The sequence below is a fragment of the Aliidiomarina celeris genome, assembly GCF_003316875.1.
GTDB classification, from domain to species: domain Bacteria; phylum Pseudomonadota; class Gammaproteobacteria; order Enterobacterales; family Alteromonadaceae; genus Aliidiomarina; species Aliidiomarina celeris.
The window spans coordinates 418807-432591 of record NZ_QMIL01000002.1; the positions used below are offsets into that span (position 1 = coordinate 418807).

The 13785-nt window shown below is 51.6% G+C and carries 12 protein-coding genes; all 12 read left to right on the forward strand.

What is annotated here, in order from left to right:
- The 12 genes from DQW12_RS06205 (at position 1) to DQW12_RS06260 (ending at position 13665) form a co-directional block, all read left to right on the forward strand.
- Entirely contained in the window at positions 1-1578 is a 1578-nt protein-coding gene (locus DQW12_RS06205) for an NAD(P)H-hydrate dehydratase (RefSeq protein ID WP_113906973.1), read from the forward strand.
- Complete coding sequence (gene tsaE, locus DQW12_RS06210; RefSeq protein WP_113906974.1) at positions 1565-2047, forward strand: tRNA (adenosine(37)-N6)-threonylcarbamoyltransferase complex ATPase subunit type 1 TsaE; 483 nt, start codon at positions 1565-1567, stop codon at positions 2045-2047. The genes DQW12_RS06205 and tsaE overlap by 14 nt, the downstream gene beginning before the upstream one ends.
- A 52-nt stretch (positions 2048-2099) precedes the next feature.
- On the forward strand, positions 2100-3443 hold the full coding sequence (locus DQW12_RS06215) for an N-acetylmuramoyl-L-alanine amidase (protein ID WP_232819906.1): 1344 nt from the start codon (positions 2100-2102) through the stop codon (positions 3441-3443).
- A 7-nt stretch (positions 3444-3450) separates the two neighbouring features.
- Positions 3451-5301: a DNA mismatch repair endonuclease MutL gene (mutL, locus tag DQW12_RS06220; protein ID WP_113906975.1), complete on the forward strand. Its 1851-nt coding sequence runs from the start codon at positions 3451-3453 to the stop codon at positions 5299-5301.
- A complete protein-coding gene (gene miaA / locus DQW12_RS06225; RefSeq protein WP_113906976.1) occupies positions 5298-6257 on the forward strand; it encodes a tRNA (adenosine(37)-N6)-dimethylallyltransferase MiaA in 960 nt (319 codons plus the stop codon). The genes mutL and miaA overlap by 4 nt, the downstream gene beginning before the upstream one ends.
- A 185-nt stretch (positions 6258-6442) precedes the next feature.
- Positions 6443-6703, forward strand: coding sequence for an RNA chaperone Hfq (gene hfq / locus DQW12_RS06230; RefSeq protein ID WP_113906977.1), 261 nt, complete (start codon positions 6443-6445; stop codon positions 6701-6703).
- Between the two features lie 32 nt (positions 6704-6735).
- Positions 6736-8034: a ribosome rescue GTPase HflX gene (hflX, locus tag DQW12_RS06235; RefSeq protein ID WP_113906978.1), complete on the forward strand. Its 1299-nt coding sequence runs from the start codon at positions 6736-6738 to the stop codon at positions 8032-8034.
- A gap of 34 nt (positions 8035-8068) precedes the next feature.
- Complete coding sequence (hflK, locus tag DQW12_RS06240) at positions 8069-9262, forward strand: FtsH protease activity modulator HflK (protein ID WP_113906979.1); 1194 nt, start codon at positions 8069-8071, stop codon at positions 9260-9262.
- 2 nt (positions 9263-9264) lie between these two features.
- The gene (gene hflC, locus DQW12_RS06245) at positions 9265-10146 is read left to right on the forward strand and encodes a protease modulator HflC (protein ID WP_113906980.1); all 882 of its coding nucleotides are present in this window, start codon (positions 9265-9267) and stop codon (positions 10144-10146) included.
- A 202-nt stretch (positions 10147-10348) separates the two neighbouring features.
- Positions 10349-11104, forward strand: a complete 756-nt coding sequence (locus DQW12_RS06250; protein ID WP_113906981.1) for an SIMPL domain-containing protein — start codon at positions 10349-10351, stop codon at positions 11102-11104.
- Between the two features lie 26 nt (positions 11105-11130).
- Positions 11131-12285: an aminotransferase class V-fold PLP-dependent enzyme gene (locus DQW12_RS06255; protein ID WP_113906982.1), complete on the forward strand. Its 1155-nt coding sequence runs from the start codon at positions 11131-11133 to the stop codon at positions 12283-12285.
- A 78-nt stretch (positions 12286-12363) separates the two neighbouring features.
- Positions 12364-13665, forward strand: a complete 1302-nt coding sequence (locus DQW12_RS06260; RefSeq protein ID WP_113906983.1) for an adenylosuccinate synthase — start codon at positions 12364-12366, stop codon at positions 13663-13665.
- Positions 13666-13785 lie beyond the last annotated feature (120 nt).

The following is a 13785-nucleotide window of genomic DNA, read 5'->3' on the forward strand; positions in this document are numbered from 1 at the left end:
ATGCCAGATGAAATTTTAAAAAGCATACCACAGGCGCTGTATCGGCCCGAACAGGTTCGTGCGCATGAAGCGCAAGTGGCTACCAGCAAAGGCGTTGACCTGTGGCAATTAATGGTGCGGGCGGGTGAAGCATTATTTTCTGCCCAGCAGCGCTTTTACGGCACGGCAGCGAGCACGGTTGTACTTTGCGGGAGCGGCAATAACGGCGGTGACGGCTATGTCTTTGCGCGGCTTGCCAAACAAGCAGGAGTGGCGGTTTGTGTGTATGCGGCTGGGCCACCCAAAACCGCCGATGCGCGACGCGCGTGGCAGGAATGGCAAGCGCAGGGCGGGCAGGTTGCGCCTTTCGAGCAGCTATTCGAACAAGGCCTCGACGCTGACGTCGTTGTAGACGCGCTATTCGGTACAGGCATACAACGGAATGTAGACAAACTGCACGCTCATGTGATCGCAACACTGAACGAAAGCTCGGTTCCAGTTATTGCGGCCGACGTGCCGTCTGGGCTGTGCGCCGATACGGGCCAACCGCTTGGTGTGGCGGTGCGTGCCCAGCATACAGTCACTATGGTGGCGGCAAAGCGCGGTTTACTTACCGGGTCTGCGCGTGATTACACAGGGCAACTTTGGCTGGCTGAGCTGGGTCTCGGGAACGCATTTGCGCAGCACGTGCTTACCGACACCATCAAACTCGACGCTAATGTGCTCGCTATGTGGTTACCGCCGCGGGACCATGCCAGCCACAAGGGCAATTCAGGGCATGTCGTGATCATTGGCGGACAACGCGGAATGGCCGGCGCCGCTCGACTGGCAGGTGAAGCCTGTTTACGCGCAGGTGCTGGTAAGGTTTCGATTATTTGTGAACCGGGCCAAGAGGGAATAGTTGCCACTACACCCGAATTAATGGTGCTCGGCGCGAAGAGTGATTGTCCGCGAGCACGTGCGCTGATTGCGCAGGCGTCGGTGCTTGCGGTTGGCCCCGGCTTGGGCGCAACGCAAAGCTCGCAAAACGAGATGGCGCTGGAATGGGGGGCGGCGTGGTGGCTGGTAGTGAAAGCGGCGAGTAAAAATAATGGTAAGCCCTTGATTATTGACGCCGATGCATTGAACCTATTGGCTAACGAAAGGGTCGAAGCTGCAACGAATTTGCAGTGGATACTCACGCCACACCCGGGCGAAGCCGCACGGCTACTCAGCGGCGATAGCAAGCCTGTATCGGCGAGTGAGGTACAAGGCAACCGCTGGCAAGCTGCCGCAGCCTTGCAGCAAAAATTTTCTGCGGTTGTGGTGTTAAAAGGAAGTGGAACCCTTATTTATGGCCCTGAAACACGCGCATTATGTCCAATGGGAACGCCTGCCATGGCTACCGCTGGTATGGGCGACCTGTTAACGGGTATTATAAGCGCTGTGGTCGCCCAAGCGAACGTCTTACAGTTGTCGCTTTGGCAGAGTGTTTGTGCTGCAGTAATGGTGCACGCGAAAGCCGGTGAACTGGCGGCAGGTGCCAATACTCGAGGTGTTTTGGCGTCCGATTTATTACCGTATATTGTTGTAGGAATGAACCCCAATGCCGATCGTTAAAGTGTTAAATCTTGCCGACGAAGCTGCTACTGTTGCTCTTGGTGCTGGCCTCGCTCGCCTTTGCAGCAAACCCACCGTAATTTCATTGCACGGTGACCTTGGCATGGGCAAAACTACTTTTTCCCGCGGTTTCATTCAGGCGCTTGGCCATGAGGGCGCAGTAAAAAGCCCGACCTATACTTTGGTTGAGCCCTATGAACTCAGGCAATGGCGCGTGTATCATTTTGATTTATATCGGTTGGCCGACCCTGAAGAGCTTGAATTTATGGGCATTCGTGATTACTTTTCTGCCGACAGCCTGTGTTTAATTGAATGGCCTGAACGTGGCGCTGGTATACTGCCGCCGGCAGACATTTCCGTGCAATTGAAGCCGCATAAGACTGTTCATGGCGAAGTGGCGCGCGAAGCCACAGTCACCGCCCATACGCAAACCGGCGAGCAGCTATTGAGCGAGTGGGCTCACGGCTAAGCGCAAGTACAACATGGCAAGCAAGAGAGTGAACATGAAAGTAACCCGCACAATGAAGCAACGATTATCCGCCCGCGTTTATGCGCTGATGGCAGGTTTTCTTGTGTTGTGTACAGCATTTGCTGGAAACGCTGCCACCATTGAAAATGTGCGTGTTTACCCTTCGCCAGAGAACACACGGGTGGTGTTCGACCTCTCTGCTGCGGCTCGGTTTAGTTATTTTACCTTGTACGACGGCGGGCCCTTGCGCGTGGTGCTCGACTTGCACGATGTTGAAAATTCAATTGAACTGAGCAACGTTGAAACCGAGTCGTTGCTCTTGCGGTTAATACGGCCGAGTGCGCCGCCCGCCGACAACGTGACCCGCGTAGTGTTTGAAGTTACCGACAAAACCGAAGCGAAGGTATTTTCACTTGAACCTAAAGAGCGTTATGGGCACCGTATTGTAGTTGATCTGCCCGGCCGCTCATTAATTCCAGAAGTACAGCCCGCACGCGTTATTCGTACCGCCGAAACCACTGAGTTTCGGCCGGTTGTGGTGGCCATCGACGCCGGCCATGGGGGGCAAGACCCGGGTTCAATTGGGCCCGCGGGAACCTTTGAAAAGCTCGTTACCTTAGCGGTGGCACAGCGCTTGGCCGCAAAAATAAATGCCGACCCCACCATGCAAGCCGTGCTCACGCGAACGGGTGATTACAGTTTGTCTTTAAGCCAACGCGCCCGTGCCATTCGCCAAGCCCGCGCCGACTTTTTCATTTCCATTCATGCCGACGCGTTTACCTCGCCGCAGCCGCGTGGTGCTTCGGTTTGGGTGCTGTCGCGTCGCCGCTCCGACACCGAGCTTGGTAGGGCGTTGGAAAACAAGGAACGTTTAAGTGAAGAGTTGTATGAACTGGAACCGAGCCTTGATCGCAATAATAACGACCCAAACCTCGCGCGGGCGCTGTTAGATATGCGTCGCGACGATTCTATGAATGACGGCTCGCTGGCCGCAGAGCTTATTCTGTCTGAGCTCGGCAAGGTGACTAACTTGCATCGTCGGCAACCGCAAGGCGCAAGTTTCGCAGTGCTCAGCAATATCGGAACGCCTTCTGTGCTGGTGGAAATTGGGTTTATTTCTAATCCGCAAAAGGAACGTTTATTGCGCAATGCAAATCACCAAGAAAAGCTAGCTACCGCCCTTTACCGTGGCGTTCGCCAACATTTTATTCGCCACCCTATTCCCGGTACACTGTTGGCGAATCAGAGCTTTCAGCGTCACATTGTGCGTAGCGGAGAGTCGCTGTCGGTATTAGCGGACCGCTATAGCACTACAGTAGACGCCATTATGGAAGTAAACGAGCTTACCAGTACCGTTTTGCGTGTAGGCCAAGAACTACAAATTCCCATAACATAGAGTTGCTATGCCTATACAATTATTACCCACTCAATTGGCGAACCAAATAGCTGCCGGGGAAGTGGTGGAACGGCCCGCGTCGGTAGTCAAAGAGTTGGTTGAAAACAGCATAGACGCTGGCGCTAGCGAAATTCAAATCGATATTGAGAAGGGCGGTAGCCGACGCATTCGCGTGCGCGACAATGGTGCTGGCATTCCTGAGGGCGAACTTACCCTGGCATTAAGTCGCCATGCGACCAGTAAAATTTCAACACTAGACGACTTAGAAGCCATTCTGAGTTTAGGTTTTCGTGGCGAAGCCTTAGCCAGTGTCAGTTCCGTTTCGCGCCTTACGCTTACGGCGAAAACAGCGGAGCAGGACAGTGCCTTTAGTGCGTTTTGTGAAGGCCGCGACATGGCTGTGCGAGTGGAGCCCGCGTCACACCCAGTGGGTACCACTGTAGATGTGGAAGACTTGTTTTTTAATACTCCCGCGCGGCGAAAGTTTTTGCGTACCGAAAAAACAGAGTTTTCGCACATTGAAGAAGTGGTTCGACGCATTGCCTTAGCCCAGCCACAGGTGAGTTTTAAACTCGTTCACAATGGCCAGTTAGTACGCAACTTTCCAGCCTTCGCTGCGCCCGAGCAACGTATTGCCAAGGTCGTTGGTAAACGCTTCGCCGACGAAGCTGTGGTGTTTGATACGGAGCAAGGCGATTATCGGTTGTCCGGCTGGGTGTCGCCGCCGGAAGTATGTCGGCACCAAAACGACGTGCAGTATTTTTATGTGAACGGCCGTATGATGCGTGACCGGTTGTTGAACCATGCGGTGCGCCAAGCCTACGGTGAGAGTTTAGCCGACGACCGCCAGCCGTCATTTGTAATTTACTTTCAACTGCCTGCGCGCGATGTAGACGTGAATGTGCATCCGGCCAAGCATGAAGTTCGTTTCCATCAATCGCGCCATGTGCACGACTTTGTGCTTGCCACCCTGCGCCGTGCCTTGGCTGACTACATAGCTCCCACTGTAGAGAAAACCCACCACTATCAAGCACCGGACCCTTCTCGGTATCAGGCTGTCGCTCAAGGGCGAGCTGGGGAGCAACCCTTTGTGCAAAGCTCGCCTCTTCAAGAAGTCAATGTGAGCGCGACTCAACCTACTATATCGGCACCGAGTAGCGCTGCAGCGTATCAGGGATCAAGGCCGCAAAGTGCATTTCAGGTAAGTTCAGCACCTCAGACAAACCAAGCACGCGCGCGTGGACCTAGCACTAACCTGACCGCTGGCGCTGTGCAAGCATGGGGGCAAATGTTAGCGACACCACTGCCCACCACGACCGACTGGCAAATAGTGACAATGCTCGATGATCGTTGGGCGTTGGTTATGCAACGAGCAGAGTCGTCGGCGGCGTTGGGTTTGGTATGCTCTCATGCGCTGCAAAAAAAGGCTGTGGCGTTGCAAATTAGCACTGGTATTGAACAAGGGCTGAGTGGTCAGCCGCTGCTCTTGCCCACCCAAATAGAATACCCCGACATTCATACTATTTTAGCGAGCTACTCGAATGTACTCGCGCGCCTAGGTGTGCAGTTACGAGCGGTAAAAGTGAACCAATGTGCGGTATTGCAGGTGCCAGCGGTAATGCGCAGAACGGTTATTTCTCAGAGCGTTCCCGCGCTACTCGACCGGTTACAGGCGCAGCCGGCCGACCTACCTATGATGGAGCGAACTGATGTGGTGGAATTATTGGTGCAGTTCGCAACCGACAGTGGCGCGCAGTCAACGCCGTTAACCCTAGCGCAAGTGAGCAAACTTTGGGCTGAACTTGCTCCCGCTCACCGGCCTACTATTGTTCCTCTAGACTGGCAGCAAAGCGTATGAGTAGTGTAACTGCCGGCGACGGTGTTATTTGTATCTCAGGGCCAACCGCTGCCGGTAAAACAGCATTAGCCATGGCCCTTTACGAGCGTATTCCGAGTGAGATTATTAGTGTTGACTCGGCGCTCATATACAGGGGCATGGACATTGGCACTGCTAAGCCCACGGCAGCCGAGTTGGCGCAATACCCGCATCACTTGGTGAATATTCTAGATCCAGCAGACGCTTATTCTGCAGCCGATTTTGCTCGCCAAGCTGAGTCTCTCATTCACGCTATTATTGGGCGCGGCAAAACCCCCATAATGGTCGGCGGAACCATGCTTTACTATCGGGCGCTATTGGCGGGTTTGTCGAGTTTGCCGGCAGCCGATGCAAAGGTAAGAGCACGCTTGCAAGCGCAAGCCGAAAGCCTTGGCTGGGCAGAACTTCATCAGCGGCTCACCGCGATTGATCCAGTAAGCGCCGCGCGTATTCACCCGAACGATCCGCAGCGGCTCTTGCGGGCACTTGAGGTTTATGATGTAAGTGGGCGCACACTTACCGAGCTGACAGCAGAACAGAAGCCCGGCTTACAAATTCCAACCTGGCAAATTGCGGTAGCGCCGACTGATCGGAAAATCATTCATCAGCGTATCTCTGATCGATTTGAGCAAATGCTTGCGAGCGGCTTTGAGCAGGAAGTTGCAAAATTGCGGCAGCGTGGCGACTTACATCTCGACATGCCGTCGATGCGCTGCGTAGGGTATCGGCAAATGTGGCAGTTTCTAGACGGTGTGCTCAGTTATGAAGAAATGCGAGAGCGTGGCATTATAGCCACTCGCCAATTAGCGAAGCGGCAAATAACGTGGTTACGCAGTTGGCCCGAGCTAAATTGGCTTGATCCAACCCAAACGGAACTATTGCCTGCTGCATTGAAAAGAATTCAGCAAGCGCCCAGTAGTGCCGATATATGGGGGTGATTTGCTCAGCGGCTAAGCGTTGGCGTATGCACTGACATTTGTAATAGTGACATTCGTTGCATTTATGCTCAGTGTAAACACGGTTTTTTCACAAAAGTTTTAAAGTTTTGCTAGACTTACCTCGTTCCGAGGACGCGGTAGGAACTATGACCATTTATACTAATAACAAGAATAGGAATAAAAATATGGCAAAGGGACAAACATTACAGGACCCATTCTTAAATGCACTGCGCCGGGAACGTATTCCTGTGTCAATTTATTTAGTGAATGGCATTAAATTACAGGGTCAAATTGAATCTTTCGATCAGTTCGTGGTGCTGTTGAAGAATACGGTAAGCCAAATGGTGTACAAACACGCCATTTCTACTGTGGTGCCTTCGCGCATTCCGAGTCAGTATCCGCCTCAAGGTGGCACAGATCACGACGATCATAACGATCATCTGTAAGCTACGGGCTACAGATGAAGGAGTAGGCTTGCTTGTTTGATAGGTATCAGGGTGGTGAGCAAGCCGTTCTGGTTCATGTAAATTTCATTACAGAATCAGCACGTGAAGATCTCGAAGAATTAAAACTGCTTGTTTCCTCAGCGGGCGTTGAAGCCGTTGGCGTTGTAACTGGCGCACGTAACGCGCCAGACGCACGGCTTTTTGTTGGCAGCGGAAAAGCAGAAGAAATTGCCAGTTTAGTAAAGGCAATGCACGCCGACGTGGTGATTTTCAATCACGCGCTCACCCCCTCTCAAGAACGAAATTTAGAACGAATTTTTGAATGTCGAGTGATTGATCGCACCGGCCTCATCCTCGACATCTTTGCCCAGCGCGCACGCACCCACGAAGGTAAATTGCAGGTGGAGTTGGCGCAGCTTCGGCATATTTCAACGCGGCTTATTCGCGGCTGGACCCACCTTGAACGGCAAAAGGGCGGTATAGGGTTGCGCGGGCCGGGTGAAACCCAGCTGGAAACCGACCGTCGCTTGTTACGAGAACGCATTAAGCATATTTTGAAACGGTTGGAAAAAGTTGAAAAACAACGGGAGCAGGGCCGCCGTTCTCGCAAGCGTGCAGAAATACCCACGCTTGCACTCGTTGGTTACACCAATGCGGGTAAGTCAACGCTGTTTAACAAGATTACGCAGTCGGCGGTGTATGCCGCGGACCAGTTATTCGCCACGCTCGACCCAACGTTGCGGAAGTTTGACTTGGGTGACATTGGGCCGGTTATTTTTGCCGACACTGTGGGTTTTATTCGCCATTTGCCGCACGACTTAGTGGCTGCGTTTAAAGCAACCTTAACGGAAACACGAGACGCAGACCTGTTGGTTCATGTTATTGATGCGGCGGACGAGCGACAAGCTGAGAACCGCCAACAGGTGAACGCCGTATTAGAAGAAATAGACGCGCTCGAAATTCCGCAACTCTTGGTTTTCAATAAGCTCGATTTACTTGAAGGGGTTTCCCCTCGCATTGAGTACAACGAAGAGGGCGTTCCAGAACGGGTTTGGGTGTCGGCAGCAACCGGTGCTGGGTTGGAGCTCTTAGAGCAAGTACTGCGGGAACGTTTAGCGCCAAAAATGGTCGAAACGCTACTTTGCTTGCCACCGGCGGAAGGTAAATTACGCGGCGCGCTCTATCAATTGCAGTGTGTGCAGCGAGAGCAGGTGCAGGATAACGGAGATATGTTATTATCTGTGCGGTTGCCCTTCATTGAGTGGCAGAAGCTGAAAAAACATTATGCGGAAAAATTAGATGTGTTTAGCAGTGCAGCTGAGCACCAATAAACGATTACGAAACTAGTAAAACTTGGAGTAGTCAATGGCCTGGAACGAACCGGGAAACAGCGGCAACGACCGCGACCCTTGGGGTAGTAACAACAAGGGTGGCCGCAATAGCGGCAGTAAAGATCAGGGGCCACCTGATTTAGATGAAGCACTGAAAAACTTAATGGGCAAGCTTGGTCTTGGCGGCGGTAAAGGCGGCAAAGGCGGGAGCGGTTCAAACGCGGGCGGCAGCCTTCCGGCGAAAGGGGTCGGTTTTGTAGTCGGTCTGCTCTTAGTTGTTTGGTTTATTGCCGGCTTCTATACCGTGAAAGAAGCAGAGCGCGGCGTTATTCAGCGTTTTGGTGCCTACCATTCAGAAGTCACCTCGGGCTTGCATTGGCGCCCAGCCTTGATCGACACCGTAACCAATATCGACGTGAATAACGTAAGCACAATGCAAACCACGGGTTTCATGCTTACGGAAGACGAAAACGTAGTGCGTGTGGAACTGGGTGTGCAGTACCGAATTGTAGACCCTCGCGCCTATATGTTTAACGTAGAGAACCCAGAGTCGAGCTTGTCGCAAATTACCGACAGTGCTCTACGCTACGTTATTGGTCACAACACTATGGACAATATTCTAACCGTAGGCCGGGAAGAAGTACGCCAACAAACGTGGGAAATTGTCGACCGATTAATCGAGCGGTACAACGTGGGCTTGAGTGTTATTGATGTGACCTTCCAAAGTGCACGACCACCGGAAGAGGTGCGCGACGCGTTCGATGATGCCATTCGTGCTCAGGAAGACGAAGAGCGTTTCATTCGTGAAGCTGAAGCGTATGCTCGTGAAATCGAACCGACAGCGCGTGGTCGAGTGCGCCGTATGCAACAAGAAGCACAAGCCTATAAAGAGCAAACCGTATTGCGAGCTCAGGGTGAAGTTGCACGTTTCAACGAATTGCTGCCACAGTACCAAGCGGCACCAGAAGTAACGCGTCAACGTATCTTCTTAGAAACTCTTGAGCGTATCTATGCAAACAACGCAAAAATCTTTATTGATACTGAAGGGAATAACAACTTGATGTATTTACCCTTAGATCAAATTTTGCAGAATAATGGCCGAGCTACTACACCTGCGCCTATGTTACCTACGGGGCAAAACAGTGTTTCACCGAACACGCAACAACGTTCGAGTACTGACACAAATGGCCGAACAGCAACACGAACCAGCTCACGGGGGAGTAACTAATCATGAAAAACTTTGTATTAGTGATCATCGTGGCACTTGCGGCACTACTTTATTCGTCTTTGTTTACCATCGCTGAAGGTGAGCGCGGTATTGTCATTCGCTTTGGTAAAGTAGCGCAAAGCGAAACCGGTGGAGCCTTGGTCTACCAGCCTGGTTTACACTTCAAAATGCCGTTTATTGAACGCATTGTGAAACTAGACGCGCGTATTAAAACGCTCGACGGCCAAGCCGACCGCTTTATCACCAGCGAGAAGAAAGACTTGATTGTAGATGCCTTTGTGAAATGGCGTATACAAGACTTCGAGAAGTATTACTTGTCGACAGGTGGTGGTAATCAAATACAAGCTGAGTCGCTGTTAACTCGTCGAATTAACGCAGGTTTACGGGCCGAGTTTGGTAGCCGCACCATTCGCGACATCGTGTCGGGTGAGCGTGACGAGCTTATGGAGCAGGCATTAATTCAGGCCTCTGAAAGCTCCAACGACTTGGGAATTCAGGTGCTCGACGTGCGGGTGAAGCAAATTAACTTACCCACCGAAGTGAGTGCCGCCATTTTCGACCGCATGCGTGCCGAGCGCGACGCTGTGGCTCGAGAGCATCGTTCTGAAGGTCGTGAGCAGGCGGAAATTATTCGTGCAGACATCGACGCTCGAGTAACCGTAATGCTGGCCGACGCGGAGCGTGAAGCACGACAAATTCGGGGTGAAGGTGACGCCGAGGCGGCGCAAATTTATGCCCAAGCCTATGGTAAAGACCCTGAGTTTTTTGCCTTTATTCGTAGCTTAGAGGCTTACACTAAGAGCTTCGGCGAAGGCAACAACGTAATGGTGATTAGCCCCGACAGTGACTTCTTCAAGTATTTTGGTGCATTAACCACCGAGTAGAACGACAAACTTGAAGTGCGTTCAAACAATGGAAAGCCTGCGTGTAAAAACGCAGGCTTTTTTTTGTGTGGGTGCGTCATGAGCGGTGAGCAAGACCCTTGCTCGAACCGCATTAAGATAACGTTAATTTCAACATCGCCACGCTAGCGATAGCGACAGACCGTGGTAAGCTATAGTTCAGTTCATCAAGCGAGATATTTTTATGGTAAAGCATAAGTTACAAGGCATGGGTATAGCGTTACTGGCGTTCTTGAGTATTCAGGTTCAAGGCTCGCCATTACCAGACTTTCCTTTTGTGACGGTTTCGGGCACGGCCGAACGCGGTATTCAGCCCGACCAAGCGACGCTTAATTTTACCGTGTTTGCTTATCATGAAGCGGCGCCAGAAGGGGAGGCAGAATTACATCGAGTAACCCGTAAGGTGCTCGATATTCTCGAAACAAATGGTATTGCTGCCGGTGCTATTCGTTCCTATGAAATTGAGCGCAGTGTTCGTAGAAACCGCGATGAATCCTACAACAGTACTGGTATTTTGGGTTACGAGTTTCGCCGCAACTTCACGGTAGACATTCATTCAATAGCCAAATACTCGGATATTGCGAAAGCGTTATTTGCCACGGAAAACCTAAGCTTTAATGGCACGCACTTCGATTATTCGAAACGCGCCGAAGTTGAGCTGGAATTAACCACAGAAGCCGCCGTGAAGGCCAAAGAAAAAGCGCAGCAAATGGCCTTAGGCCTTGGTGTTGCGCTTGGCGATGTATTTGCCTTCAACGACAGTGGCTCTTTCACCAACTTTTTTGCCACCTTTGGGCTGGGTGGAAGCGGAGCGGGTGGCTATGAGCGTATCAGGGTCACGGGTTCGCGACTGGCCGACTCAGGGCAACCGCCGTTGTTTATTCCTCAGTCGATTGATATTTCGAAAACGGTGAACGTGATTTACCGTGTGAATCCATAAGTACAGAACCGAAGAGAGAACGTGACATGTATAAGAAGCACTATTCTCGATTTTTAGCCGCCCGCCCGGGTCTGCTGCACTGCGCCCCTCATAGCCACTATTATTGGCCGGACGTAACCCGCGACGCCCAACTGCGTTATTGGGACGACTCTGCCGCTATGGCTGACGACAAATGGGGCTATTTATTTGCCGAGAAGGTACCTGCGGTGCAGCAAGGCATTGCAAAAATACTTAATCTTACCGATCCGCAACAAATTGTATTCGCACCCAACACCCACGAGTTGCTGTACCGGGCAATTACGACCTTTCGTTATGGCCGCGACCTAGCGATTTTGACGACCGATGCAGAGTTCCATAGTTTTAATCGACAAAGCCGCCGGTTAGAAGAGCGTGGCAATGTAGAAGTAGTTCGAGTATCTACTGAACCCTTTGCAACCTTCGCCGAAAGATGGCGCGACGCCGTGGCCTCGCGGCAGTGGGACATGATTTTTATCAGCCAAATTTTTTATAATTCCGGTGTAGCCTCCCCAGAACCGAAGCAATGGCTCGATGCCGTGCGTGGTGACGACACCCTGATTATGGTGGACGGATACCATGGCTTCGGTGCATTACCTACGGATTGGTCGCCCTATGCGGATCGGGTATTTTATTTAGCGGGAGCCTACAAATACGCGCAAGCCGGCGAGGGCTGCTGTTTCGCCGTAGTGCCGAGCAACCATGTGTTTCGACCGGAATACACCGGTTGGTTTGCCGACTTTAGTAGCTTGGCCAAACCACAAGAAGGGTCGGTGGGTTACGCCAACGACGGTATGTGTATGGCGGGAGCTACCGTCGATTTAAGTGCGCTCTATCGGTTCGAAGCAGTGCTCAAGCTATGGCAAACTGAAGGGCTGACACCGGCCAGAATATTGAGTTACGTTCGTGATCTACAACAAGCCTTTTTACAACACATCGATACATTGAAAGACCCTCGGGTGAACCGCGACACTCTGTTAGCGCATGACCTAGAACGCCATGGTCACTTTTTTACCTTTCGCTGGGGCAATGCCGAACAGGTTACTGAATTAGCCGCACACTTGCGTGAACGAGGCGTGGCTACGGATTTTCGAAATGATCGCTTACGGTTTGGCTTTGCGCTTTACCATAACGCCGAGGATTATCAGCAAATTGAGTTCGACTGAATAAAAAATCTGCAAACTGGGCCGTAATTTCTGGTAGAATCGCGGCCTAAAATTCCTCCTCAACGTTGAAAGAGTATCATGGGCAAGAATGTAGTGATTCTCGGCACCCAATGGGGTGACGAAGGCAAAGGCAAAATCGTCGATCTATTAACCGATCAAGCAACCTACGTAGTGCGCTACCAAGGTGGCCATAATGCAGGTCATACCCTTGTTATTGACGGTGAAAAAACGGTACTTCATTTAATTCCTTCCGGTATTCTGCGTGACAACGTCACCTGCGTGATCGGCAATGGCGTAGTGCTTTCGCCCGACGCCCTGATGGAAGAAGTGACCATGCTCGAAAAGCGTGGTATTCCGGTTCGCGAACGGTTGCTGATCAGTGAGTCGTGCCCATTAATTTTGCCTTACCATATTGCGCTCGACCAAGCGCGCGAGCTAGCGCGTGGCAAAAAAGCCATTGGCACTACCGGTCGCGGTATTGGCCCTGCTTACGAAGACAAAGTTGCTCGCCGTGCATTACGCGTGGGTGACTTGTTCCACCCCGTGCGGATGGAAGAAAAACTACGCGAAGTAATGGAAACCCATAACTTCATGTTGCGCGAGTACTACAAGCAAAGCGAAATTAACGTAGAAGACGTGATTGCCCATTGTCACGAGTTGGCGACTATACTGCGCCCGATGATTGCCGACGTACCTGGCTTGCTCGACAAAGCGCGCAAAGAAGGTCACTCCATTATGTTCGAAGGTGCGCAAGGTACGTTACTGGACATCGACCATGGTACTTATCCGTATGTAACGTCTTCTAACACCACAGCGGGTGGCGTTGCCACGGGTGCTGGTTTTGGCCCACGTTATCTCGATTATGTGCTGGGTATTGTGAAGGCATACACCACGCGCGTAGGCTCTGGGCCATTTCCAACCGAGCTCGGCTGTAATGTCGGCCAACATTTAGGCGTTGCAGGGCACGAATTTGGCGCAACAACGGGCCGTAAGCGCCGTACCGGTTGGTTCGACGCGGTTGCCATGCGCCGTGCGGTACAAATTAATTCTATCAGTGGCTTGTGCTTGACCAAGCTCGACGTGCTTGACGGCTTAGACGAAGTGAAAATTTGTACAGGCTACAAGCTACCCGACGGCACCGTTACGGAACTGCCGCCAATGGCAGCTGAAGATTATGAACAAGTAACGCCTGTATATGAAACTATGCCGGGCTGGAGCGAGAAAACTGAAGGCGTCACCAAACATGAAGGGTTGCCAAGTAATGCTTTAGCCTATATCGCGCGCATTGAAGCGCTGTTAGGTGTGCCTGTTGATATTATTTCTACTGGCCCAGACCGTGTGGAAACCATTATTTTGCGGCATCCATTTAAAGCGGTATAAGCTTAATAAAGATGAGAAAAGGCGCTTTTTTAAGCGCCTTTTCTATTTTTTGACCAGTTGAACGAAAAATCATAAAAAAATCCCTTTTTAGAGTTGCAACCACCGAAAGTATCCCATAGA